We start from the raw sequence: 24643 nt of genomic DNA on the forward strand, positions 1-24643 counted from the left end.
TTACTTCGCCCCCTCAACAAGCGCGATGTACGACGCCGGTTGAAGACTGGCACCGCCCACGAGCGCGCCGTCGATATCGCTTTGACCCAGGTACTCAGTAACATTTTCAGGTTTTACACTACCACCGTACTGAATACGTACAGCATTTGCTGTATTTTCATCATACAGCTCTTTAATCAGACTACGGATGTAGGAAATCACTTCATTCGCATCCTGCGAAGTAGAGGATTTGCCTGTTCCGATGGCCCAGATTGGCTCATAAGCAACTACGACTTGTGCTGCTTGATCTTTAGCCAGACCAGCAAAAGCTGCTACAGTTTGCACTTTTACAACTTCTTTGGTTTGACCTGCTTCACGGTCTTCCAGCTTTTCGCCTACACATACAATTGGTGTCAGGCCATGACGGAATGCTGCATGAACCTTTTTGTTCACCGTTTCGTCTGTTTCGTTGAAATACTCACGACGCTCGGAGTGTCCGATCACAACGTAGTCTACGCCCAGATCTTTAAGCATTCCGCCGCTGATTTCACCTGTAAATGCGCCATCTTCTGCAAAGTGCAGGTTTTGTGCGCCGATTTTAATAGATGTGCCTTTTACTGCTTCAACCAGAGCAGGAAGATTTGTAAATGGAGCACATATAACGCTCTCCACTCCTGCAACCTCTGCTTTACCTTTGATCTCTTCGATGAAGGTTTTAGCTTCTGGTACGGTTTTGAACATCTTCCAGTTACCCGCGATAATCGGTGTTCTCAATGGTTTCAACTCCTAACTATTAGGTGCCCTAAAGCCTTTATTACGCGTAATGCGTTTGATTATTTATCGTTAAGTGCAACAACACCCGGAAGTGCTTTCCCTTCCATGAATTCCAGGGATGCGCCGCCGCCAGTGGAGATGTGATCCATTTTGTCAGCCAAGTGGAATTTTTCAGCCGCAGCCGCAGAATCACCGCCACCAATGATGGTGTATGCTTCTGTTGTAGCACAAGCTTCCGCTACTTCACGAGTACCGCCAGCGAAAGGCTCGATTTCAAATACACCCATTGGTCCATTCCAAACAACCAATTTGGAGTTTTTGATAACATCTGCATAAATTTTACGAGTTTTCGGTCCGATATCCACGCCTTCCCAATCTGCAGGAATGCCGTCGATGTCCACAATGTTCGTGTTCGCTGTAGCACTGAAATCGTCAGAGATAACGATATCCACAGGAAGGTAGAAGTTTTTGCCAAGCTTCTTCGCTTTTTCAATAAATCCAAGAGCTACGTCCAGTTTGGATTCATCCAGCAAAGATTGACCCACTTCATGACCTTGAGCTTTGAAGAATGTATAAGTCAAACCGCCGCCAATAATTACGTTATCTGCAATGTTCAGCAGGTTGTCGATTACGTCGATTTTGTCTTTTACTTTGGAACCACCAATAATGGCTGTAAAAGGACGATCTGGATTCGACAAAGCTTTACCAATAACAGACAACTCTTTTTCCATCAGCAAGCCGGAAACAGCCGGAAGGAAATGCGCGATACCTTCTGTAGAAGCATGAGCACGGTGTGCTGCACCAAAAGCATCATTCACGAAAATGTCAGCCAGTTCAGCAAATTGCTTAGCCAGTTCAGGATCATTTTTCTCTTCTCCTGGGTAGAAGCGTACATTTTCAAGCAATAGCACATCGCCGTTTTGCAGTTCAGCCACTTTCGCTTTAACAGCTTCACCAACTGCTTCGTCCACTTTAACAACTGGCTTTTTCAGCAGTTCGGACAAACGTACACCAGCAGCAGTCAGACGCATGGATTCAACGACTTGACCCTTTGGACGTCCAAAGTGACTCGCCAAAATAACTTTTGCACCTTTTTCAATCAGGTAGTTAATGGTTGGCAAGGTTTCGCGAATACGCTTGTCATCTGTAATTTTACCATCTTCAACCGGAACGTTAAAATCTACACGAACAAACACCCGTTTTCCATTCAGTTCTATATCACGTACGCTCTTTTTGTTCATCTCCATATTCCTCCGCACCCTTATAATTTTACGAAACAGGAATTTAAGGCACATTTTGATATATAAAGAGCGGAAACAATAACACCTGTTTCCGCTCTATGATGTTGCTCGATAAGGAAATTCTTATTTAGCCAATTTAGCGAAGTATTCCAAAGTACGGATCAATTGTGCAGTGTAGGACATTTCGTTGTCGTACCAAGCTACAGTTTTAACCAGTTGTTTGTCGCCAACAGTCAGAACTTTAGTTTGAGTTGCATCAAACAGGGATCCGAAAGTCAGACCTTTGATGTCAGAAGAAACGATTTGATCTTCAGTGTATCCGTAAGTTTCAGGATCGGAAGCTTCTTTCATCGCTGCGTTGATTTCTTCAGCAGTTACGTTTTTCTCCAGAACTGTTACCAGCTCAGTCAGGGAACCTGTTGGTACTGGAACACGTTGAGCTGCGCCATCCAATTTACCTTTCAGCTCAGGGATAACCAGACCGATTGCTTTAGCAGCACCAGTAGTGTTAGGGATGATGTTTTCAGCTGCTGCGCGAGCACGACGGAAGTCACCTTTAGCATGTGGAGCATCCAAAGTGTTTTGGTCGCCAGTGTAAGCGTGAATTGTAGTCATCAAGCCTTCAACGATACCAAATTTGTCTTGCAATGTTTTAGCCATAGGAGCCAGGCAGTTAGTTGTGCAAGAAGCACCGGAAATTACAGTTTCAGATCCGTCCAGAATTTCATGGTTTACGTTGTAAACGACAGTTTTCATGTCGCCAGTAGCTGGAGCGGAGATAACAACCTTTTTAGCGCCGCCTTTCAAATGTTTCTCAGCAGCTTCTTTAGTTGTGAAGAAACCTGTGCATTCCAGAACGATGTCTACACCCAGGTCTCCCCAAGGCAATTCTTCTGGGTTACGGTTAGCCAAAACTTTAACTTCTTTACCGTTTACTTTGAAGAAACCATCATGTACTTCTACTTCCCCTTGGAAAGTACCTTGTGTTGTATCATATTTCAACAGATGCGCCAGCATTTTGGAATCTGTCAAGTCGTTAATTGCTACTACTTCAATACCTTCTACGTCTTGAATACGGCGGAAAGCAAGGCGTCCAATACGTCCGAAACCGTTAATACCAACTTTAACTGTCATGAGTGAGTTCCTCCCAAAGTTCGTTTAGTTTAGTTTTATATATTCAAGACAGACCCGAAAGCCCGTCAAGACAACACAATTAAAAAACCTTATCAATCTCTTAAATAACGGCTTACAATCTCGGCAGCAGCGCCTTCGTCGGTGACAAGAATGTCTTCCTGTCCGAAACGCAATACCGCATGAATAGCAGCCGCCTTGCTCTTGCCTCCAGCCACACCTAACACCGTCTCCGTGCGCCTGATGTCCTCCAAACGGAGTCCAAGCGTCAGCATTCTGTGAACAACGACGCCGTCTTCGTTAAAATAATAACCAAACGATTCGGCGACCGCGCCCTCATTGCTGATCTGGGCAAAGGTTTCAGGGTCAAGCTTGCGTCTGTGGGCCATTGCTATGGCGTTGCCTATCCCGTGAATGATAATACGACTCTCTCGAATCAGGCTCAATATATCCTGAATATTCGTATCCTCAAGCAAGGAGTTGTAAGCATGATTGCTGAGCAAATCCGGTACATGGAGCAGACGGTATTGAGCGCCGACCTTGCGAGCCATCGTGGAAGCAATTGTATTTGCCTGCATTTCCATGCTCTCTCCCAAACCCCCGCGTGCCGGTACAAACCATCCGCCTTTAAGCGGGCCGTTAGCAGGTAATGTCAGTTGTTCCGCCACATCTGCAATCGTCGTGCCACCTGTTACAGCGACCACGTCCTCGTCATCCATAACACTCAGCAGCGCCTTTGCGCCAGCACGGCCCAGTTCCTGCTTCGCTAACGGTGAAGCATCCGAATCCCCTGGAACGACAACCACCTTCCTCAAACCGTAGGCTTGACGAATCTGATCCTCCAATTGGGACAGGCCGAACAAGTTGTTCGCAATCGGCTCCAGCTGTTCCAGCAGATCCAGTCCTGCTTTGCTCACCTTCATGCCCACACTCTCAATCTCAATTAGCCCTTGCGCTTTAAGGAGATCAGTCTCAGCGCGCAGTACGCGCTCGGTCATATCCAGTGAAGCTGCCAGTGTTCTGCGTCCAATAACTTCGGACAGCATAATCTGATGCAGGATCGTGTACCTTTTTTTCAAAACATCCATGAGGTCGGGCAGAAGCTGCTTCTGTATTTCTAATATCTTTCGCATGCTTTCCACTCCCGCACACTTCTAAGTTCTGTCTCTATGCTATATCTCTAACTGGTCTTAAAATGTCCCGGGATAACTTTTTAAGTCCCACGTATATCTTACCCAATATTTGCTTCACATGCAAGTCTATCTGAACCTATATTTCTCAACTTTTTATGTGAATATGCGCACGTAATAAAAGCTTGCAATTCAATGCCGTATATCATATAATCATCTTTGTTTCCAAATTAATTAGTTAGTTGCTTGTAATGTTCATCTGTGCGCCCGTGGTCCAACGGATATGACGTAGGCCTCCGGAGCCTGAGATCGAGGTTCGATTCCTCGCGGGCGCGTCGTTTTATATGATTGGCTAAATGTTCCATATAATGTTTTTAACCAAAAAGAGCGCTGAGCGCTCTTTTTTTAATCAATAGTTTGACTTTCTTTGACTTTTTGTTTGAAATTGTTTATCATGTGGTTAATACGGTAACAGTTTATAAATAGGGATGTGTAATCGGCATATCCACCAAATCCACTAACGATATTTAAGGGAGGTTTTTTGACGTGAGCTATGTTCCTATGGTAGTAGAACAAAGTAACCGCGGCGAACGCGCCTATGACATTTATTCCAGACTGTTGAAGGATCGCATTATTTTGTTGGGCTCGGACGTCAATGACGTTGTAGCCAACTCAATTATTGCACAAATGCTGTTTTTGGCTGCTGAAGATCCTGAAAAAGACATTCACTTGTATATTAACAGTCCTGGCGGTTCCATCACAGCTGGTATGGCCATTTTCGATACGATGCAATACATTAAACCTGACGTATCTACCATTTGTGTAGGTATGGCTGCTTCCATGGGTGCTTTCTTGCTGAATGCAGGTGCCAAAGGCAAACGTTTTGCCTTGCCAAACAGTGAAATTATGATTCACCAACCACTGGGCGGTGCACAAGGACAGGCAACGGATATCGAAATTCGCGCCCGTCGCATTCTGAAAATGCGTGACAAATTGAACCGCATTCTCGCAGATCGCACAGGTCAACCACTGGAACGCATCGAAAAAGACACAGACCGTGACTATTTCATGTCCGCTGATGATGCCAAAGAATACGGTATTATTGATAAAGTGTTAACTAGCTCCTCTCCAGAAGGTGTATAAGAAAAGTGGTTTACTTCTGAATAGCTGGTAAATAGAAAGGCTGCCTCGGATTTTTGTATCCAGTAGGCAGCCTTTTTGATTTGCTATTTTTTAAAAATATAGGTCATCCAAATTATTGATTTTGTCCCGCAAAAGGCTTTCCGCCCTGAGGTAGCAGTTGAGCGAACGAGTAAGTAAACTCCGGAATTCCATACGCGTATGGGGCATAATCATACAAATCAAACACGATGGTTACTCCACTATTGGTCACATAAAAATTCTGATCTGCGGCCAACTCTTTAAATTTTTCAAAACCTTCGCCAGCCTGGAGCGCATCAATTTTTTTCTTCAAATCAGCATTCAAAAATTTTTTATAGTTCGGATTTGCCTTCAATACGTCAGACAATTGCAGCAGCTTGCCATCAGCGAGCGAGAACGTGTATCCTTTACGCGCCGTCATGCCATGTGCGCCACCTGTATACGAGTAGTCCTGCATAATCACACTTAGAATACCGTCCTTGTTATAGGCAATTGCAAAATCATTCTCGAAATCATACGGTCTTTCTGCTGTAACCTCTCCCTCTGCCACCATCTTTTTGCCTGCTGCCAATACTGTCTCTGCATGCTTTTTTAGCACATTATTAATGGTCTGTTGAGCCTCAGGATTCAGCTGGCTGCCGCTGATTTGTGGATACTTAATCTTATAAGATACCTTTGCATTGCTCGAAGCTGGAAGCGTCTGAGATGCAATTGTGATTGGATTTAGCTGGCTTTTACTCAATGTTACGGTTTTCTGAGCTGCATTCCACTGAGCATCGATACCCAGATAGTCTTTCAGCAGACTCATAGGAATGTACAGCTTCCCGGCGATCATTTTGGCATCCATGCTGCGCGTGTTGATTCCGTTCACATTGACATAGGCATCCGAGGAGGAGACCACGATATAGAGCTTGTTGTACCCACTCCCCACTGTATATGTCCCTTCTTTGGTGTCATAGCTCACCGGAATTCCCAAGCTGTCACGCAGTGCTGCCACTGGAATCATGGTGTTCCCGTTCACTTGAATACCTTTAGCGGCCAACGTTTTACCATTCCATTGGATGGCGATCCCTGGTTGCTGTGTTGTCGCTTGCTGCTGTTTGGTCGATGCTGCCCCAATATAGGAAACGGGAATAACCGCAACCCCTGCTAAAATTCCCGCTGCCAGCAATGCTGAGCCCCATTTTTTTGTATGTTTGTTCATCGTAAGTATTCCTCCTATTGCAAATCTGTATAATCTATGTGTTTTGATCACTTTTCTTATTATATCTATACCCTATTGTATGTAGTTTACAATCTGTACACTCCTTGATTTCAATCTGTACACCTAACAGCCATTAGCTATGACAGACTCATTACAAAACGGTTTCAATAGACAAAAGAAGCCAACAAGTCATCCTGCAATGTTGCAGGCGCTTGCGGCTCCGCTTAATGGTCTATACTAGTTCATCTCATATTGGGCAGACACTTGGACTTTCACCGTTACTTGACCCGACTGTATCTCTGTTCCGCCACTCATATCCATGAGCGCTTTGGACATGGCATTCTCACGTTGTGTGAAAACCTGAGCTTCCCCGCCATCTACTGTAACATTCACCAGAGCTCCTAAACCGCGTTTAGCTGATTTTGCTACAGCATTGGCTTTGGATTGAGCATTATCCAACGCCTTTGCAATGGCCGCTTCCTCATAAGCGGAAGGATTCTCTACGGAAAACTGTATATTATCTACGTTGTTTGCACCGGAGTTTGTAGCCTCATCCAACAGTTGACCAATTTTGTCCAAATTGCGGTATTTCACTGAAAGTGTATGGTTGGCCATGTAGCCTTTGAGCTTTTGTCCTTCTTTCTCGTTATAGGTATAGTTAGGCTGTACAGAGAACTGGCTTGTCTGAATATCGTCTGCACTAATGCTCCATTTTTCTTTTAACAGCTGTGTAACCTTGTTTATTTTCGCAGCATTGGCTTTTTGAGCAGAAGCAGCGGTGTTTCCTTCCGATTGCACACCAATAGAGAGATAAGCGATATCTGGCTTAGCCATTATTTCGCCACTTCCGCTCACGTTAATCACACCATTCGCCGTCGTCGCCGTTGCTGCATAAGCGCGATCAGCTCCCGTCCACAGCCCTCCTGCTACTCCTCCAGCTAATAATGCTCCTGCAAGAATTGCTGTGCTTACTGTTTTTGTCCAAACTCTCATTGTAGTCAGCCTCTTTCTTGAAAATGTTTGTACCTTCCAGACGGAAAAAACGGGAAAAGGTTGCAGTCAAGCGGTATAAATTTCCGAAACAGAGCATTGCCCAGGGGTTTTAATTATTTGTAGCTTGGACTTAACGCGGTCGCTATATTCAAATAAATATACACAAATAGCTTAATGGTGGGGCTGGTTGAATATTTTTTTCTGGATACAAAAAAAAGCCCCCGAGGGGGCTTTCACTAAGAGCATACATCATATCACAAAGCAAATGTTCGTTTATTGATTTTCCAGCTCTACCTTACTAACCAGACTTACTAAAGCGTTTACAGCCTGTTCGGCGTCCGCACCTTCAGCACTAATATTGATTTCAGTACCTGTACTGATGGCGAGGCTCATAATACCCATGATGCTCTTGGCATTAACCTTTTTGTCTTCTTTTTCCACAAAAATTTCAGATGAATATTTATTCGCTTCCTGTACGAACAACGCAGCAGGTCTGGCGTGCAGTCCTGTTTTCAAGCGTACGACTACTGGATGTTTTGACATGTCAGCTTACCCCCTCATCAAATAAATCTGGACGCTATTTACTCCATTTTATTTATCACATTATAACATTAACCCGGGACAGACACTAGAAAAAAAACTAAAAAAACCGGTTCTAAAAGCCCCACAGACCCTCTTTTACGGAATCAGGCCGTTTTCCCCCCTGATTTTGTCAGCCATCTCATCAATTTTGCGAAGTCGATGATTTACACCCGATTTACTCACGACCCCTTTGAGCATTTCCCCGACTTCTTTCAAATTCAAATCGGGATGAGCGAGCCGAATTTCTGCCACTTCACGCAGTTTATCTGGCAAGGTCTCCAAACCAACTTCCCTCTCCAGCAACTTAATATTCTCAATTTGCCGGACAGCAGCTCCGATCGTCTTGTTCAAATTAGCTGTTTCGCAATTAACAATACGGTTTACGGAATTGCGCATATCGCGCATGATACGTACATCTTCAAATTTGAACAAGGCTTGGTGCGCCCCAATGATACTGAGCAGCTCAATGATCTTCTCGCCTTCCTTGATGTAAAGGATAAAGCCTTTTTTTCGCTCAATACAGCGGGCATTGAGATGAAACTCATTAGCAAGGTCAACTAGCGCCTGACAATGCTCCTCATACATCGAAGAAATTTCAAGGTGGTAAGACGATCCCTCTGGATTATTTACAGAGCCACCTGCCATAAAGGCACCCCGCAGATAAGCCCGCTTACAACAGTTTTTCCGAATGATATCCCGATTAATCCCGTCAGTGAACAAGAAACCTTCTGAGACAATATAAAGCTCCTTTAGCAGCTCTTGTACACCATTAGGAATACGGACAATATACACATTATTTTTTTTCAAGCGCATTTTTTTCCGTACAAGCAGTTCGATGTGAAGTTGAAAATGCTTTTTGATCAAGGAGTAAATCCGCCTTGCAATCGCGGCATTTTCTGTGGACACGTCCAATATCACCCTTTTATTCGACAGTTGTACGGATCCGAGCATACGTATGAGCGCAGACAGTTCCGCTTTTTCACAGCAGGGCTGGCTTTCAATCATCGTAAGCTCTTTTTTCGTTTGTGCCGCAAAGGACAAGGGACTCACCTCCTTCTTAACATCCAGTTTTGTACCAATTGGTAAATATGCTGGCTCAGTTTGTCGGCGTCATGCCGTAAATACGTGCGGAACAGAACTAACGTATCTGCCACTACTTTATATCCTCGATCAGCCAGCTCGCCCATGTCTACTTGAACAGGCTTAGCTCCCTGCTCGGCATACATTTCCTGTACTTGGGGTGGAATTTCTCCGTTATTTACAATGACATAGTCGAACAGATGATGCCCTACATGCTCATAGATCGCTTGCAGGTGATCTCCCACTGTATAGCCATCGGTTTCCCCCGGCTGGGTCATCACGTTGCAGACAAATATTTTGATAGCATCTGATTTCACCACAGCCTCAGCAAGTTTCGGTACAAGCAAATTCGGTAAAATGCTGGTATATAGACTGCCGGGACCAATCAGAATCGCATCGGCTTCATTAATGGCTTCCACAGCCTCAGGCAACGGCTCCACGTGAGTCGGTTCAAGAAAAACACGTTTGATTCGTCCGCCCGCTTCTGGGATTTTGGACTCCCCGGTGATCACCGTGCCATCCTCCATCTCGGCGCTGAGCACAACGCCTTCTTCAGCCGCCGGCAGTACGCGCCCTCGGACAGCAAATACACGGCTAAGCTCACGCACCGCCGTTACAAAATCCCCCGATATATCAGTCATCGCTGCTAAGATCAAATTCCCCAAGCTATGGCCTGACAACCCTGATCCAGCACCGAAACGGTATTTTAGCATATCTGACATGACTGGTTCCACGTCAGCCAAGGCAGTCAGCACATTGCGGATATCCCCTGGAGGGGGCATCTGCAGCTCACTGCGCAATATCCCGGAGCTTCCGCCATCGTCAGCGACTGTAACAATAGCCGTAATATCCAGCGGCTTTTGCTTCAAGCCCCGCAGCATGACGGACAAGCCGGTTCCGCCGCCCATAACAACAATACGTGGGCGCTCCCGTTGTGATCCGGTCTCTTTCATGATTTCACCTCATTAATGCCGGTCCCGATCAGCATCCCGATGCGAAACAGAAACGGATTCTGTCTCGCTGGCACCCAGCATTTTTCCTAAATACTCCGATATTGCAACTGAACGATGCTTACCTCCAGTACAGCCAATACCGATAATGACCTGGCTTTTACCTTCTTTGCGATACTGCGGAATCAAAAAGTGCAACATATCCAGCAACTTGGTCAGGAACGCCTGAGTCTCCGGCCACTTCATGACATAATCATATACATCGCTATCCTGTCCCGTGTGTGGACGTAGCTGGTCCACATAGTGGGGATTAGGCAGGAAGCGCACATCGAATACAAGATCGGCATCAATGGGAATACCATATTTGAAGCCAAAAGAAGTAATATTCACGGACAGCATACTGCTCTCCAGATGAGAAAATCTCGAAATAATCCTCGCCTTTAAGGTTGCAGGCTTCATCGTACTTGTATCAATAACCTGTGTAGCGGAGCTTTTGAGTTCCTCCAACATCTTACGCTCCAAACGAATCCCATCCAAAGGCATACCATCTGGAGCAAGCGGATGCCGTCGACGGCTTTCTTTGTACCGCTGTACGAGAACACCGTCATTCGCATTCAAGAATAAAATTTCACAATGAATCGTAAAATGATCTTTAATATAATTAAGCGATTCCGACAAGGCGGTGAAAAATTCTCGTCCGCGTAAATCAATGACAAGAGCCACTTTGCCTATTTTACCGTTAGACTGCTCAATCAACTCGGCAAATTTGGGAATCAGCACAGGGGGTAAATTATCAACGCAGAAGAAGCCCAAGTCTTCAAGGCTCTGCACCGCAATGGTCTTCCCTGCGCCTGACATCCCCGTAATAATAATGAGCGTTGCCCACGGCGCAGCATTTTTTAGATTGTCTGTCATATGGACTTCCCTCTCCTTTTGCTTCTTCGCTCTATGCCAGTACCCCTATCATCAACCTGTGGATTAGGAGCGTAGCAGCAACCCTGCAGCCCCTACGATACCCGCGTCATTCCCTAACACCGCTGGTACGATATATACACCTTTTTGAAGCGGTTCAGGTGCCAGCTTGGCGTATACGCGACGCATCTCTTCAAACAAAAAGTCGCCTGCTTTAGAAACACCGCCGCCTATAATAAACAATTCTGGATTGAGCACAGCGGCAACAGCTGCCATCGATTTCCCCAAATAAAAGGCAGCCCGGTTCACGATACGCAGCGCGACTTCATCCCCGGCTTTAGCAGCATCGAATACTTCCTTAGCAGCAATGTGATCTTCCAGCGCCAGAGAGGTCCGGTCGCCACGTTCCACAGCATCCTTGGCCATACGAATGATGCCTGTTGCGGAAGATACAGTTTCCAAGCAACCTATTTTGCCGCATCCACACTGAATAGCCTCCAGATCAGGCACGACGCTGATATGGCCAATTTCCCCAGCCATGCCCGAAGAACCTTGATATATTTTACCGTTTATAATAATACCGCCACCTACGCCTGTTCCCAGGGTATAGCATACGCAGTTTTCAATGCCTTTGCCTGCACCAGCCCAAGCCTCACCCAGCGCAGCAACATTCGCATCATTGTCTATTTTCACAGGCTTGCCAATCCGGTTCTCTAGGAGCGCACGGATCGGTACGTCACGAAAGCCAATATTAGGAGCGAGGACAATAATACCATCACGAACATTCGTAAAACCTGCAACGCCTGCACCGACACCCTTTAGTTGATCCCACTCATAAGGAGATTCCTCAACAATGTGCCGCACATATTTTTCGATATTACCAATGACAACGTCTACACCTTTATCGGTTTCGGTTGGTCCCTCATATGTGTGCAAAAGCTGTCCGTTTTCATTACAAATGCCGACTTTAATCGCGGTACCGCCCAAATCGACACCTACATAGATACTTTCAGACATGTTCCAAGCCACCTTTTATGTTTACTTAAAAATCTGGTATGAAATATAGCTTAAAATTCCTGCCTCATAATAGTAATCCTACGTTCCAACTATAATTGAAGCCCCCGTTACGGTCAAGGACACTTGCCTGTTGAAAAATGTACGATTAGCTGAACTTTTAACCTCATGCCTCCATAAGAAAAACGTCTATTGACGTACTTTCAAGGAAGCCAGACCACGCTTAACGGAAATTTTCCTTGCGATTAAAGAATTGTTCAGCTCCGCTGAACATTTATAAATACTATAATCATAAAAAGGAGAAAGCCTGTGCAAATGCACCAGGCTTTCTCTTCCTGAACAAACAACGGAGCTTAACAGAGGGCCATTAGCCCCTCACATTAGCCACTTTGTGTATTATAGACACCCTTTATTGATCCAGTGTTTCGCTCCAGTCGTGGACAGCGCTGCCTTCAAGATACTTCTCGCAATCCATAGCCGCCATACAGCCCGTTCCCGCAGCCGTAATGGCTTGTCGATAACGGTTATCCTGAACGTCCCCACAGGCAAAAACACCCGGGATATTCGTTTCCGTCGTGCCTGGCTTCACTTCAATATAGCCGTGTTCATCGGTATGGATCTGTCCGTTCAGAAAGCCTGTATTCGGTGTATGCCCAATCGCCACGAACACGCCATCTGCCTCTATTAGCTCATCCTGGTTGGTCTCATTATTGTGTACTTTCAGGCCCTTTAAGCCAGTTTCTCCCGTCACAACTTCCAGAGGAGTCCGGTTTAATGCCCAATGTACTTTTTCATTTTCGCGTGCGCGGTCTTGCATAATTTTAGATGCCCGCAATTCGTCACGACGATGGACCAAGGTTACACTGGAAGCAAAACGGGTCAAGAAGCTCGCTTCCTCCATGGCTGAATCGCCACCGCCGACCACGATAATCTTTTTCCCACGGAAAAAGAAGCCGTCGCAAGTTGCGCATGTGCTAACTCCGCGACCTACATTGTCCTGCTCACCTGGAATGCCGAGGTATTTGGCGGACGCACCTGTAGCAATAATAACCGACTCCGCCTCAATGATACCTTTACCCTCTACCTTCACTTTAAAAGGGCGCTTGCTGAAATCGACTTCCTCTACCCAACCGGAAGTAAACTCAGCGCCAAAACGTTCGGCCTGCTTGCGCATGTTATCCATCAGCTCAGGTCCGAGGATACCTTGCTCAAAACCCGGGAAATTTTCAATTTCAGTCGTTGTGGTCAGCTGCCCACCGGGCTGCATTCCTTCAATGATCAGCGGATTCATGTTGGCGCGTGCCAAATAAATAGCGGCTGTGTAGCCTGCAGGACCTGTACCAATAATTATGGATTTATACATACGTTTGTTGCCTCCTTTAAGTGATGTTTGGAGCAGGTCTCAGACCTGCTTTTTAAACGTGGAGAGCGGCTGCTTCAGCTTCTGTTTGATACCACACACGCTGTCAATTTGACGTGCGTAGCGGCTTACGGTCGATACGGAAATACCATAGCGGTCGGCTACTTCCTGATAGGTGACTGAATGATGATGCATTTTGGCTGTCAAATATTCCAGCGCAGCTGCCCATCCCTCAGTATGCTGAACCATCGGGACTTCTGGAGCAAGCCGATCCAGATACTCCTGCCAAAGTGATCTCAAATCATGCTGCATGGCCGGATCGGATGATTTGCTCATGACGGTCAGTACCTTGTCCAGCACGGCCTGCCATTGTGGATCAACTGACGAAGCAGAGCTATCACCTTCGGTTGTATGCGGATCTTTCTCAGCCTCCAACCGCTCAGGATGCTCCGTAACCGCGTGTGTATTCTGTACTTCCTGCTCTGCCAGCTCTTGCAATACTTGCAGAGCACGGCGTTTGAGTTCACTCTCCTGATCCGGGTCTTCTACGAAGGACTCCAGCGCCTGACGCACCTCATCGTCACCGATCAGGCTTAACGCCTGAATGACCTGAAGCTGAGTCGCCCGGTCTCCGTGGCGCAAGGCCCAAAAGAAAGATGACCGGATTAGCGGGTCCTTCTTCATACTGTCAGGCACCTGCTCAGCACCAAACTTCTCCCACATGCGGAATTGCTCTTCAAACGGGAGATGATAGTGATAGCTGAGCACTTGCAGCGGTGTACCTTCCTGCTGAAGCTCTTCCAATCTGGACAGGAAAAATCTTGGAACCTCCGAGGAAGCATCCTGCTTTTGCAAATGACTCCATAACCGCCGAGCTTCCGCATATCTTCCTGTATTGCTGGCAGCTACCGCTGTGTAATGGTACAAAGAAGCGTCCGCATTGTTCTCTCCATTGCCATGAAGCAACCTACGAAAATGTCTGTAGGCCTCCTCATGACGTCCGAGAATCCCCATAGTGGTCGCCAGCTTGAATACCTGCTCCTCCTGAAACGGTATAGTGACCGCCAAGGTTTGAACCAGACGATCCAATTCCGGACCGCCGCCTTCGTGCTGATAAAAAATCGCCAAGTTGCACAATGCGTGTAAATTACCTGGCTCATCCTCCAACACTTGAATAATGGTAGCCTTAGCATTTTGGAACAATCCCATGTAGTAATACGCTAGCGCGAGATTATTCCGCGCAGCGAACATGTCTGGTTGCTCCTCCGAAATTTGCTTGAGCAGTTGGGCTGCCTGAGCAAATTTCCCTTCCTCCAGCAGAACACGGGCCTGATCATGCTCAACCACTCCCTGCCGGGCCTTAATGCGGTTCAGCTTCGTCGGACGGTCCAGCTCATAATAGAGCAGCTCCATCATTTCCTCGGCTTCATCAAGAAACTGGCCTTCTTCGTCCTCCTCCAGGTACGTGACCAATGCTTTTTCCGCTTCTTCAAACTGCTCCATATTAGCGTAATTATTCGCCATATAGAAATAACATTCTGTCATCGACGAGTCTACGTCACTCAGAACAGAGGACAGGATCTCATTCGAACCTGCATAATCCCCCATCTCTGATAATATACCCGCCATATTGCAATGATTCACCGGATTATCCGGTTCATATTCAACGGCTTTGCGAAAATATTTCAATGCCTTGTCATAATGATTGCGATCAAGCGAGCGCACAGCTTTCTCAAAAAAGAAAGATGCGTCGAAACGCAAAGCAATAATCTTAGGGCTAGGTTCCGAAACTCGCAGATGTTTCCCTTTCATAAATAACCAAGGCACCTCCTTTAAAAGTAACTGACATGTTCATACCCTTCAGTATACCACAACTTCAAAACGACTTGACAGTCGATCCTGCCTTATTCCAAAAAACGGTTTCGTGCTCGTATCCCGGTAGATACATATACAAAAATACGCAAAATAGCCGAGCGCATTTTCCCTGTATGAAAGGCGCGTTCGGCTAGCAACTAGATATAACATTTTGATCCAATAAATAAGTATTATAGCGTTAACGGAACCCGTGAACGTTCACGATGCTGAAATACGGCAAGCTCGCGATAGCCGACTTCATATAAAAGTGATCGCGCCTTCTCCAAGTGCTCAGACAGCTTCGCTGGATCATGGGCATCCGAGCCGATGGTCAACGGGATACCTAGCGTGAAAGCTTGCTCCAGCATGCGGCGGCTCGGAAACATTTCGGCACAGGGTTTGGAAAGCCCTGATGCATTGAGTTCCATTGCCCGACCGCTGCGGGCTACGGCTGAGAGTGCGGAGCGCTCCAATTCACGCAGCTCCTCCTCTTCCTCTGGTTTCGGATGATAGCCGAAGCGCTTAATGACATCCAAATGACCCATGATGTCATACAACCCCGTAGCGGCCGCCTTGGAAACCGCATCATAATATGTGCGGTACACCTCTAGCACATTTTTACCTTCCCAATGGTGTACCTGACGGAAGTCGGTGACATCCCACTCACCGAGAAAGTGGACGGAACCAATCACATAATCCCATGGGTATGCATGGACGATATCTTCGATTTCGCGTTCCCAGCCCTCGATATAGTCGCCTTCCAAACCAACACGAATATCAATTTGCCCTTTATAACGCTCCTTCAGATCCAAGCATTCTTCCACGTATCGGGGCAGCTCATCCATAGGCATCGCCATTTCTGGATAATAGTTGGCTGGTTCTACATGCAGCAGCGGCATATGATCGGATAAGCCGAGCTGATCCAGCCCCAGCCGGATCCCCTGCTGCACATACTCCTCCAGACTTCCTATCGCATGCCCGCAGCGGGAATGATGCGTATGATAGTCAATTTTCATGCAGCCCTCCCCCTTTCAAATCCTACAATAGCCGTCCTAATCACGACGAGGGCGTTCATGACGGCGATTCAGCTCAGCCAGCACGTCATCGAGTGGTAGCTTGCGCTCCTGCAACAGCACCAGCAGGTGATAAATCAGGTCGCTGACCTCCAGACGCAACTCCTCATTATCTTTATTTTTGGCTGCAATGATGGTCTCAGATGCTTCTTCGCCAACCTTTTTCAGGATTTTGTCTACACCTTTATCAAAAAGATAGGTCGTGTAGGCTCCTTCAGGACGCGTCTCCTCGCGTTCCTTAATAATTGCTTCCAATTGGGCAAGCACCTCAAAGCGGCCTTCTGAAGCAATGGGAATAGCATCGGTACGAGTTACCGACACTTGAGCTCCTGCTTTTCCTGCCACAGGTGTTACAGCTGTTCCTGGCACGGAAATATCACGAGAAAAGCAACTCGTTGCGCCTGTATGACAGGCCGGACCGCTCGGAATGACACGCACCAATAGAGCATCGCCGTCACAATCCAGCTGGATGGAGGAGATCTTTTGCGTATTCCCAGAAGTTGCTCCTTTGTGCCACAGCTCCTGTCTGGAACGTGACCAGAACCAGGTCTCTCCTGACTCCAAAGACCGTTTCAGTGACTCGCGGTTCATATAGGCCAGCGTCAACACCTGAAGTGTAGCATCATCCTGCACAATCGCCGAGACAAGCCCCGCCTCGTTCCAGCGGACATTATCCAGTATCTGCTCCAGTGGTAGCTGTTGGTTCAATTCGTTGCTCATCGTATCTCCACTCCTCTGCGCTTCAAATCCCGTTTCAGCTCAGGGATTCCGATTTCTTTATAGTGAAAAATCGTTGCTGCTAATCCAGCATCCGCCTTACCTGACGTAAACACGTCATAGAAATGTTCCTGTTTGCCTGCTCCGCCGGAAGCAATAACTGGAATCCCTACGGTATCCGAAACCGCGGAAGTCAGCGGCAGGTCAAAGCCATCCTTAGTTCCGTCTGCATTCATGCTGGTCAGCAGAATCTCACCGGCCCCCAGCTGCTCTGCTTCCTTGGCCCAGGCCAAGGCGCGAATACCCGATGGCGTGCGGCCTCCGTGCGTGTATACTTCCCATTCGCCCCACGCCTCATTGTACTTGGCATCGATGGCAACAACGATACATTGTGAACCAAAGCTGCGCGCACCTTCCGCGATCAGCTGAGGGTTGCGGACAGCCGCCGTATTTACGCCGATTTTATCAGCACCGGCACGCAAAATGCGTTTCATATCATCGACATGAGATATCCCGCCACCTACGGTGAAAGGAATAGCAATTTCTCCGGCTGTCTGTCGAACTACTTCTTCCATCGTGGCACGATCTTCAACCGAAGCGGAAATATCCAGAAATACGATTTCGTCCGCCCCTTCCCGGTCATAAAGCGCAGCCAGCTCCACCGGGTCACCTGCATCGCGCAAGTTCACAAAATTAACGCCCTTAACCACCCTGCCATCCTTTACATCCAGACAGGGAATAACACGTTTAGCCAGCATGCCTACTCCCCCTATGCCTTTACTACAGCTTGTACGGCAACCTGTAAATCAATGCTCCCTGTATACAATGCTTTACCCACAATAGCTCCGCCCACGCCTTCTTTCGCATAGGTACTCAGTGTGATTAGATCATCCATCTTGCTGACTCCGCCGGATGCAATCACGGTTCGTCCACTGCTTTTGGCAAGCGCTGCAATAGCCTCTACATTCGGGCCCTGCATCATGCCGTCACGGGAAATATCTGTGAAAATAAATGTTTCCGCTCCCTTGGAGGCCAGCTCAGCAGCCAATTCATCTGCTCGAACCCCCGAGGTTTCGAGCCATCCACGCGTAGCCACATAGCCATTTCGCGCATCTAGACCGATGGCGATCCGATCACCGTAGGTACCCAATACCGCTTCCGTAAAAGCACGATCCTCAATAGCTGCCGTGCCCAAAATCACCCGGCTCACGCCCAGCAACAACAGCCGCTCCACATGCTCAAGCGTACGTAAGCCACCGCCCACTTGTACAGGCACTTGCACCGCAGAAGCAATCCGTCCAATGAGCGCATCATTCACCGGTTGACCTGCTTTGGCACCGTCCAAATCAACCAAATGAATGTAGGAGCCGCCCAAGCGCTCCCATTCTCGTGCTACTTCCACCGGATTTTCGTTGTATATTGTCTCCTGGTTATAATCACCTTGTACCAGTCGTACACATTTGCCATCGCGAATATCAATCGCCGGGTATATCGTGAACAAAGTATGACCCCCTTATGAACTAATCAACAGCTATATACCTTCACACCCATCAACGCCCAAATTTGAGCCTACCAACACAAATGCTCAAGTAGTTATGCTCGCTTTTCCGCTTCCGCCAATTCCAAAAACTGACGAAGCAGACGCATTCCCATTTCTCCGCTTTTCTCCGGATGAAACTGCATACCGTATACATGTCCTCTGCCAACAATAGCCGTTACAGGTCCACCATAGTCGGTTACTGCCAGCAGGTCACTTTCGGTCTCCGGCTTTGCATGATAGGAATGCACAAAATATACATGTCCTTCCTCCAGACCCTGCAATAACGGATGCTCTGGCTGGGTGATATGCAGACGATTCCAGCCCATATGTGGCACTTTAACGCCCAGATCAGGAGCAAACCGAACGACCTCGCCTGGTAAAATATTAAGTCCTTCGTGACTGCCGTATTCTTCACCACGAGTGAACAATAGCTGCATTCCCAAACAAACACCGAGCAGCGGTTGTCCAGCACTTGCAACCTCCTGAATAACCCGATCCAATCCGCTGGAACGCAGATGTTCCATCGCGTCCCCGAAAGCCCCTACCCCCGGCAAAATTACACCGCTAGAGGTACGAATCACTTGAGCATCTCCTGTCACTACAGCCTCATAGCCAAGGCGCTCAACCGCCCTGCTCACACTATGCAGATTCCCTCTGCCGTAATCCACAATGGCAATGGACATGGACTACAGCACTCCCTTCGTTGAAGGCACTCCTGTCACGCGCGGATCAATGGAGGTCGCCTCATCCAAAGCACGCCCCAGCGCTTTGAACACCGCCTCAATCATATGGTGGGTATTTTGCCCGTAGTGAACAATGACGTGCAGCGTCATGCGAGCCTCCAATGCAAATTTCCATAGAAATTCATGCACCAGCTCTGTCGAGAAGCTGCCTACCTGCTGAGACGGGTACTCTGCGCGATACTCAAAATGAGGTCGATTGCTCAGATCAATAACAACCTGCGCGAGTGCCTCATCCATCGGTACAAAGACGCTGGCATAGCGCTTGATACCTTTTTTATCACCCAATGCTTCCAGCAAGGTTTGCCCCAGACAGATACCAATGTCCTCGACGGTATGATGATCGTCAATGTCCACATCCCCTCTGGCCTGTACATTCAGATCAAATTGTCCGTGCTTGGTGAACAAATCCAGCATGTGATTCAGAAAAGGAACATCCGTTTCAATCTCGGCCTGCCCTGTCCCGTCTACTGCAAATGACAGCTGAATGTCTGTTTCGTTCGTTTTCCGGCTGACACTGCCTGTACGCTCTGCTTTGTTATTTTCGTTCCCCATCGCCATCCACCGCCTTCTTCTCATTGTCCAATCGAACTTGTATCGCCCGTGCGTGGCCTTCCAGCCCTTCATGCCGGGCAAGCTGCATAATGGTCTCTCCATTGCGCAGCAGTGCTTCCTTGCTGTAATAGATCATACTCGACTTCTTGATAAAATCATCAATATCCACTGGCGAAGAAAAGCGCGCTGTTCCATTCGTCGGAATGATATGGTTAGGTCCGGCAAAATAATCGCCTACCGGCTCCGAGCTGTACGCTCCCAGAAAAATAGCTCCCGCATTTTCAATCAGCCCCATATGCTCCATCGGCTGCTCTGTCATGATCTCCAAATGCTCTGGCGCAAGCCGGTTGACAATACGGATGCCCTCTTCCAAATTGTCAACGACAATGATGGCTCCGTATGCCTCCACCGATGCAGCAGCGATATCTCTGCGCGGCAACTCCGCCAATTGGCGCTGTACCTCGGCTGATACTTCTTCGGCCAAGCGTTGCGAAGGCGTAACCAGAATGGCTGAGGCCATTTCGTCATGTTCCGCCTGTGAAAGTAGGTCGGCCGCTACATAAGAGGGATTCGCCGTGTCGTCTGCCAATACGACAATTTCACTCGGTCCCGCAATACTGTCGATATCCACTGCACCGTATACCTCTCGCTTCGCCAGCGCTACGTAAATGTTGCCGGGACCGCAAATTTTATCAACCGGTTCAATACTATGTGTCCCGTATGCAAGAGAGGCAATAGCCTGCGCTCCGCCAACCCTGTATATTTCCGTTACACCAGCCTCTGCCGCAGCTACCAGTGTATAGGGGTCGATCCCTGCCTTGCCGCCTGTCGCCGGGGGTGTCACCATGACGATCTCCGGTACTCCAGCCACTTGAGCTGGAATAACATTCATCAATACCGAGGAGGGATAGGCAGCTTTACCACCTGGAACATACACGCCTACACGTTTCAATGGTCGGATGATTTGACCGAGCAAGCTACCATCTGATTGTAAATCTATCCATGAGTTACGCTTTTGCTTGGTATGAAAAGCGCGAATATGAGCGGCCGCTTCTCGAATCGCCTGTATAAATGAAGGCTCTACCTTATCATAGGCCAACTTTAATTCTCCATCTGTCACACGAAGCTGCTCCGCTGTCAGCGATACACCGTCAAACATTTCTGTATACCGCAGGACAGCCTCATCTCCCTCTTGGCGTACCGATTGAATAATCGTACGCACAGCCTCGTTTTGCTCAGGTGTTCCGTAATCTACCTCTCGTTGGAGATTGAAATCACGGGCTGCTACGATCTTCATTTGCTCATTCCCCCTTACCTGCTGCTTGCTTGCAGAATGCTCCTTAACCGTTGCCGTTCCTTTAACCCTTCGGTACTACTTCAGTTGGAATCACCTGATGCAATCGATCACACAATGCCTGAATCGGACCATTTTTCATCCGGTAACTGACCCGGTTGGCAATCAAACGACTGGTAATATCCAGTATGCTAATCTGCTCAACCAATCCGTTCTCCCGCAAGGTCTGCCCCGTCTCCACCATATCTACAATGCGATCTGCCAGACCAATTAACGGCGCCAGCTCGATGGAGCCATTCAGCTTAATGACCTCCACCTGCTGACCTTGCTCCCGAAAATACTGGGAAGCCACATTTGGATATTTGGTTGCGACCCGCTGACGAATACCTGGTTGCCAATCGGGTAAAGCAATCACCGACATCCGGCAACGGGCAATCCCCAGATCCAGCAGCTCATATACATCCTTGTTTTCTTCCAGCAAAACATCCTTACCTACAATGCCGATGTCAGCTGCACCGTACTCCACATACGTAGGAACATCGACGGGCTTCGCCATAATAAATTCCATCCCCAGTTCAGGCAATGGAATGACCAGCTTGCGGGTTTCGTCCACATCCAGTGGAATTGGAACCCCTGCCTGGCGAAACAACTTGGAAGCCTGCTTATAAATCCGTCCCTTCGGCATGGCTACCTTCAATGTTTCCGTCATGGCAATTCCCTCCTTTGTACTGGCTGTCTTCCTTCAGCTGTATAGCTGTATACCTCTGCGTACAGATCCTGCTGCTCACGACGTCGATCTTCCGGTCCCCCCGTGAGTCCTGTCACCACAGTAAGCCCCTCTGCACGTAGCTGTGCCGCTGCAGATAACGCCTCTCGACGTTCCTGCTCGTCATAACAAATAAGTACAGGACGCTTCGTCTCAATTGCAACACCATCCACACCATCGACGATTCGGTTCGTCTTCAATGCGAATCCCGTTGCTGGTACAGATCGCCCAAACTGCTGAAGCAGATTGTCATAACGACCTCCGTTGCATACCGGGAACCCGATTTCTGCTGCATAGCCCTCAAAAGTCATTCCTGTATAATATGAAAAATCCCCGATCATGGTAAGGTCAATTAACACATGCTCAGATACGCCGTATGCCTCCAGGACTTCCCACACCTCGCACAAATGTGCAATGGTTTGAAGCGTCTGCTGCTCCACACTAAGGCGGGTAGCCTGCTCGCAAATTTCCTTCCCGCCACGCAGCCGAAGAATGGCCTCCAGCTTATCGCGATGCTCGGGCGCCAAACCTAAAGCTTCAATCGCCGTTCGGTAGCCCACTACATCACGATTGAGCAACAGTTCTTTTAGCGCCTGCTGTTCAGCCTGGCGACCTGGAATGATCTCCTCAAATAACCCGTTCAGGAATCCCACATGTCCCATGGCAATTTTAAAAGAGGTAACACCCGCTGCCTGCAATGATGCAATGGCCAATGCTACCACTTCTGCATCAGCCTCAGGCGAGTCATCCCCTACCAGCTCCACGCCTGTTTGAAAAAACTCTGCCTCTCTTCCTGCCTCTTCCTCAATCGCTCGAAATACATTGGCGTGATAGGAAAGGCGAAGCGGTACTTCCTCTTCCTTTAGCAACGAAGATACCACCCGTGCAATTGGAGCAGTCATATCAGAACGAAGTACCAACGTAGTCCCTCGGTTGTTGAGCAATTTAAACAGCTTCCGATCAGAAGTAGAGCTAGCTACTCCTACCGTATCGTAGTATTCCATCGTAGGCGTCATAATCTGCCGGTAACCCCAACGTTCCATACATGCGAGTACATTCAGTTCAATGGCCCGCAGCTTCGACACTGCACGTGGAAGGTAATCCCGAACCCCTACAGGAATCTCGAATCCTTTTGGCTTAGACATCTCTATCACCTCATGATTTCAATATCTTTATCATGGTAAAGTGCTAACAAACTAAAGTATATTCGATATATTATCATGCCCTACTTATGAACGTCAACCAAACGAAGCAGCCCATTTTTACAGGTCAGACAAGTCGCTGTCCTTCTCTATATTTTATCCAATGCAAAATGCATGAATCCTAAAAAAAGACTGTCAGCCTTAAGCCAACAGTCCAAGTCAAAATATTTAGCAATTTGCCTTTTTATCTTTACTCTGGAACGGAAACTTCGGAACTGTACCCAAACCGATCCATGAAAATGGTACATATCGGAAAAACAACGTCACAATCAGCCATGATCCAAACAGCGCCAACACCCATCCGCCAGCAACAGAGAAGACATATTCTATCGGTGTACCATGCAAATCCAGTTTGCGATACACTCGTAATAACGCCGGATGAAGTAAATATATACCGAAAGAACATGCTCCCAGCCAACTGATGAACATTCGCAGTCTATCACTAGTATGACGATATAATAAAACCGATAACTGAAACAGCACCAATGCAGATACGAGAGCATATGCATTATGTAGCAGTTCATAAACCAGCGAGTCCGCATAAATGGCTTTGCGGTAGGCTACAAACCATATTTGTACATAAACGATCCCGAGTAATAACCAAGCCGCCCACAGGGCCCACCAGCTGATCAACTGGCCGCGACCCATTACCGTACCTGGGACTGGAAAAAGCCACTTTTTAAACCCTTCATATCCAATCGCTACAGCGGCACCCAAGGCAAAGTAACTGATATACGTAATCGCAAGGCTTCCTCTCTCCTCTTGCCAAACATATTTGTTCAGCAGTACAAACCCCCATTGAATGACCAACCCTACTGCCAAAATGACAAAAGCTGCTCTCCGTGGACTCGATATCCAATGACGTAAACGCTGCACTCCCCACAACAGTAGCGGAAAGGCCAAATAAAATTGGATGATAATAATGACATAATACAAATGCGTATACGCCTTTCCCGTTAGCAGCACGAGCGGAAGATCACTAAGCGGCATCAACCCACGTGTCACCAAGGTCAAATAGTACATAAGAGAAAATAAAACGTAGGGTAACACAATAAACATCAGTCTTTTTCGAAAAAACAAAAGCATACTCTTTCCACGAAGTGGCCGATCGACATAATTGTAAAATAAAACAAAACCGCTCACAAAAATAAATACAGGCACTGCAAAGCTGCTAAACATATTTAAAAATAAAAAGGGGTAAAACAATAGAGAATGACGCGCATCAATCAATGCCATTGAAGTTGCATGAATAGTAATGACGGCCGCAATTAATATTCCTCGGTAAATATCAAGCTCTGGTATACGTTCTTTTTTGACCAAATCAACACGCTCCCATATCGCCTTGCAAAAATAACTATTATCAACTTTTAAACATAACCAATATGCATTAC

The 24643-nt window shown here is 47.4% G+C and carries 24 protein-coding genes and 1 tRNA gene; 2 read left to right on the forward strand and 23 right to left on the reverse strand.

What is annotated here, in order from left to right; all coding sequences use genetic code 11:
- The 4 genes from tpiA to BN1546_RS10360 all read right to left on the reverse strand — a co-directional run bounded on the left by tpiA (window position 1) and on the right by BN1546_RS10360 (window position 4258).
- Window positions 1-753, reverse strand: coding sequence for a triose-phosphate isomerase (gene tpiA, locus BN1546_RS10345; protein ID WP_013308264.1), 753 nt, complete (start codon window positions 751-753; stop codon window positions 1-3).
- Window positions 754-812: 59 nt separating this feature from the next.
- A complete protein-coding gene (gene pgk, locus BN1546_RS10350) occupies window positions 813-1994 on the reverse strand; it encodes a phosphoglycerate kinase (RefSeq protein WP_044786793.1) in 1182 nt (393 codons plus the stop codon).
- Window positions 1995-2117: 123 nt separating this feature from the next.
- A complete protein-coding gene (gap, locus tag BN1546_RS10355; protein ID WP_013368817.1) occupies window positions 2118-3128 on the reverse strand; it encodes a type I glyceraldehyde-3-phosphate dehydrogenase in 1011 nt (336 codons plus the stop codon).
- Window positions 3129-3220: 92 nt separating this feature from the next.
- Window positions 3221-4258, reverse strand: a complete 1038-nt coding sequence (locus tag BN1546_RS10360) for a sugar-binding transcriptional regulator (RefSeq protein ID WP_013368816.1) — start codon at window positions 4256-4258, stop codon at window positions 3221-3223.
- Window positions 4259-4518: 260 nt separating this feature from the next.
- On the opposite strand from BN1546_RS10360, the gene BN1546_RS10365 reads away from it, so the two are divergent.
- Both BN1546_RS10365 and clpP read left to right on the forward strand, forming a co-directional pair.
- Window positions 4519-4590, forward strand: a tRNA-Arg gene (locus BN1546_RS10365).
- A 211-nt stretch (window positions 4591-4801) separates the two neighbouring features.
- Window positions 4802-5398 carry an ATP-dependent Clp endopeptidase proteolytic subunit ClpP gene (clpP, locus tag BN1546_RS10370; RefSeq protein ID WP_013368815.1) on the forward strand — a complete coding sequence of 199 codons (597 nt, stop codon included), beginning with the start codon at window positions 4802-4804 and terminating at the stop codon, window positions 5396-5398.
- A gap of 112 nt (window positions 5399-5510) precedes the next feature.
- Here clpP and BN1546_RS10375 read toward each other — a convergent pair whose 3' ends face one another.
- The 19 genes from BN1546_RS10375 to BN1546_RS10465 all read right to left on the reverse strand — a co-directional run bounded on the left by BN1546_RS10375 (window position 5511) and on the right by BN1546_RS10465 (window position 24572).
- Window positions 5511-6620: a PdaC/SigV domain-containing protein gene (locus BN1546_RS10375; protein WP_013368813.1), complete on the reverse strand. Its 1110-nt coding sequence runs from the start codon at window positions 6618-6620 to the stop codon at window positions 5511-5513.
- A gap of 237 nt (window positions 6621-6857) precedes the next feature.
- Complete coding sequence (locus BN1546_RS10380) at window positions 6858-7613, reverse strand: SIMPL domain-containing protein (RefSeq protein WP_090737410.1); 756 nt, start codon at window positions 7611-7613, stop codon at window positions 6858-6860.
- Window positions 7614-7886: 273 nt separating this feature from the next.
- The gene (locus tag BN1546_RS10385; protein WP_013368811.1) at window positions 7887-8156 is read right to left on the reverse strand and encodes an HPr family phosphocarrier protein; all 270 of its coding nucleotides are present in this window, start codon (window positions 8154-8156) and stop codon (window positions 7887-7889) included.
- A 135-nt stretch (window positions 8157-8291) separates the two neighbouring features.
- A complete protein-coding gene (gene whiA, locus BN1546_RS10390; RefSeq protein ID WP_013368810.1) occupies window positions 8292-9236 on the reverse strand; it encodes a DNA-binding protein WhiA in 945 nt (314 codons plus the stop codon).
- A 5-nt stretch (window positions 9237-9241) separates the two neighbouring features.
- Window positions 9242-10228, reverse strand: coding sequence for a gluconeogenesis factor YvcK family protein (gene yvcK / locus BN1546_RS10395; protein ID WP_013368809.1), 987 nt, complete (start codon window positions 10226-10228; stop codon window positions 9242-9244).
- 12 nt (window positions 10229-10240) lie between these two features.
- Window positions 10241-11140, reverse strand: coding sequence for an RNase adapter RapZ (gene rapZ / locus BN1546_RS10400; RefSeq protein ID WP_013368808.1), 900 nt, complete (start codon window positions 11138-11140; stop codon window positions 10241-10243).
- A 63-nt stretch (window positions 11141-11203) separates the two neighbouring features.
- A complete protein-coding gene (locus BN1546_RS10405; protein WP_058831115.1) occupies window positions 11204-12154 on the reverse strand; it encodes an ROK family glucokinase in 951 nt (316 codons plus the stop codon).
- Between the two features lie 406 nt (window positions 12155-12560).
- The gene (gene trxB / locus BN1546_RS10410) at window positions 12561-13514 is read right to left on the reverse strand and encodes a thioredoxin-disulfide reductase (RefSeq protein WP_013368806.1); all 954 of its coding nucleotides are present in this window, start codon (window positions 13512-13514) and stop codon (window positions 12561-12563) included.
- A 39-nt stretch (window positions 13515-13553) separates the two neighbouring features.
- A complete protein-coding gene (locus BN1546_RS10415) occupies window positions 13554-15323 on the reverse strand; it encodes a tetratricopeptide repeat protein (RefSeq protein ID WP_090737412.1) in 1770 nt (589 codons plus the stop codon).
- A gap of 233 nt (window positions 15324-15556) precedes the next feature.
- Entirely contained in the window at window positions 15557-16381 is an 825-nt protein-coding gene (hisJ, locus tag BN1546_RS10420) for a histidinol-phosphatase HisJ (protein WP_025675864.1), read from the reverse strand.
- Between the two features lie 36 nt (window positions 16382-16417).
- Window positions 16418-17158 (reverse strand): bifunctional phosphoribosyl-AMP cyclohydrolase/phosphoribosyl-ATP diphosphatase HisIE, encoded by a 741-nt coding sequence (gene hisIE, locus BN1546_RS10425; protein ID WP_090737414.1) that lies wholly within the window; start codon window positions 17156-17158, stop codon window positions 16418-16420.
- Window positions 17155-17913 (reverse strand): imidazole glycerol phosphate synthase subunit HisF, encoded by a 759-nt coding sequence (hisF, locus tag BN1546_RS10430; protein ID WP_090737416.1) that lies wholly within the window; start codon window positions 17911-17913, stop codon window positions 17155-17157. Before hisF ends, hisIE begins: the two co-directional genes overlap by 4 nt.
- Before the next feature lie 11 nt (window positions 17914-17924).
- Entirely contained in the window at window positions 17925-18656 is a 732-nt protein-coding gene (gene hisA, locus BN1546_RS10435; RefSeq protein WP_090737418.1) for a 1-(5-phosphoribosyl)-5-[(5-phosphoribosylamino)methylideneamino]imidazole-4-carboxamide isomerase, read from the reverse strand.
- Between the two features lie 92 nt (window positions 18657-18748).
- Window positions 18749-19378 (reverse strand): imidazole glycerol phosphate synthase subunit HisH, encoded by a 630-nt coding sequence (gene hisH, locus BN1546_RS10440; RefSeq protein WP_090737420.1) that lies wholly within the window; start codon window positions 19376-19378, stop codon window positions 18749-18751.
- Window positions 19379-19381: 3 nt separating this feature from the next.
- Window positions 19382-19990 carry an imidazoleglycerol-phosphate dehydratase HisB gene (gene hisB, locus BN1546_RS10445; RefSeq protein ID WP_013368799.1) on the reverse strand — a complete coding sequence of 203 codons (609 nt, stop codon included), beginning with the start codon at window positions 19988-19990 and terminating at the stop codon, window positions 19382-19384.
- Complete coding sequence (hisD, locus tag BN1546_RS10450; protein WP_058831109.1) at window positions 19974-21287, reverse strand: histidinol dehydrogenase; 1314 nt, start codon at window positions 21285-21287, stop codon at window positions 19974-19976. The genes hisB and hisD overlap by 17 nt, the downstream gene beginning before the upstream one ends.
- A 61-nt stretch (window positions 21288-21348) precedes the next feature.
- Window positions 21349-21993 carry an ATP phosphoribosyltransferase gene (gene hisG, locus BN1546_RS10455; protein ID WP_013368797.1) on the reverse strand — a complete coding sequence of 215 codons (645 nt, stop codon included), beginning with the start codon at window positions 21991-21993 and terminating at the stop codon, window positions 21349-21351.
- Complete coding sequence (locus tag BN1546_RS10460; protein ID WP_090737422.1) at window positions 21990-23195, reverse strand: ATP phosphoribosyltransferase regulatory subunit; 1206 nt, start codon at window positions 23193-23195, stop codon at window positions 21990-21992. The genes hisG and BN1546_RS10460 overlap by 4 nt, the downstream gene beginning before the upstream one ends.
- 225 nt (window positions 23196-23420) lie before the next feature.
- Window positions 23421-24572 carry an acyltransferase gene (locus tag BN1546_RS10465; protein WP_090737423.1) on the reverse strand — a complete coding sequence of 384 codons (1152 nt, stop codon included), beginning with the start codon at window positions 24570-24572 and terminating at the stop codon, window positions 23421-23423.
- Window positions 24573-24643: the final 71 nt, after the last annotated feature.

The organism is Paenibacillus sp. Mc5Re-14 (genome assembly GCF_001049835.1).
GTDB lineage: Bacteria > Bacillota > Bacilli > Paenibacillales > Paenibacillaceae > Paenibacillus > Paenibacillus polymyxa_C.

Bases quoted from the DNA above. Each gene is read 5' to 3' on its own strand.
- rapZ (WP_013368808.1), bottom strand. From the start codon at position 11,140: ATGACAGACAATCTAAAAAATGCTGCGCCGTGGGCAACGCTCATTATT.
- BN1546_RS10385 (WP_013368811.1), bottom strand. From the start codon at position 8,156: ATGTCAAAACATCCAGTAGTCGTACGCTTGAAAACAGGACTGCACGCC.
- pgk (WP_044786793.1), bottom strand. From the start codon at position 1,994: ATGAACAAAAAGAGCGTACGTGATATAGAACTGAATGGAAAACGGGTG.
- BN1546_RS10380 (WP_090737410.1), bottom strand. From the start codon at position 7,613: ATGAGAGTTTGGACAAAAACAGTAAGCACAGCAATTCTTGCAGGAGCA.
- yvcK (WP_013368809.1), bottom strand. From the start codon at position 10,228: ATGAAAGAGACCGGATCACAACGGGAGCGCCCACGTATTGTTGTTATG.
- hisH (WP_090737420.1), bottom strand. From the start codon at position 19,378: ATGTCCATTGCCATTGTGGATTACGGCAGAGGGAATCTGCATAGTGTG.
- BN1546_RS10405 (WP_058831115.1), bottom strand. From the start codon at position 12,154: ATGTCTGAAAGTATCTATGTAGGTGTCGATTTGGGCGGTACCGCGATT.
- hisB (WP_013368799.1), bottom strand. From the start codon at position 19,990: ATGGGGAACGAAAATAACAAAGCAGAGCGTACAGGCAGTGTCAGCCGG.
- hisIE (WP_090737414.1), bottom strand. From the start codon at position 17,158: ATGAGCAACGAATTGAACCAACAGCTACCACTGGAGCAGATACTGGAT.
- gap (WP_013368817.1), bottom strand. From the start codon at position 3,128: ATGACAGTTAAAGTTGGTATTAACGGTTTCGGACGTATTGGACGCCTT.
- hisD (WP_058831109.1), bottom strand. From the start codon at position 21,287: ATGAAGATCGTAGCAGCCCGTGATTTCAATCTCCAACGAGAGGTAGAT.
- BN1546_RS10415 (WP_090737412.1), bottom strand. From the start codon at position 15,323: ATGAAAGGGAAACATCTGCGAGTTTCGGAACCTAGCCCTAAGATTATT.
- hisF (WP_090737416.1), bottom strand. From the start codon at position 17,913: ATGCTGGCTAAACGTGTTATTCCCTGTCTGGATGTAAAGGATGGCAGG.
- hisJ (WP_025675864.1), bottom strand. From the start codon at position 16,381: ATGAAAATTGACTATCATACGCATCATTCCCGCTGCGGGCATGCGATA.
- BN1546_RS10375 (WP_013368813.1), bottom strand. From the start codon at position 6,620: ATGAACAAACATACAAAAAAATGGGGCTCAGCATTGCTGGCAGCGGGA.
- hisG (WP_013368797.1), bottom strand. From the start codon at position 21,993: ATGACGGAAACATTGAAGGTAGCCATGCCGAAGGGACGGATTTATAAG.
- BN1546_RS10460 (WP_090737422.1), bottom strand. From the start codon at position 23,195: ATGTCTAAGCCAAAAGGATTCGAGATTCCTGTAGGGGTTCGGGATTAC.
- BN1546_RS10360 (WP_013368816.1), bottom strand. From the start codon at position 4,258: ATGCGAAAGATATTAGAAATACAGAAGCAGCTTCTGCCCGACCTCATG.
- trxB (WP_013368806.1), bottom strand. From the start codon at position 13,514: ATGTATAAATCCATAATTATTGGTACAGGTCCTGCAGGCTACACAGCC.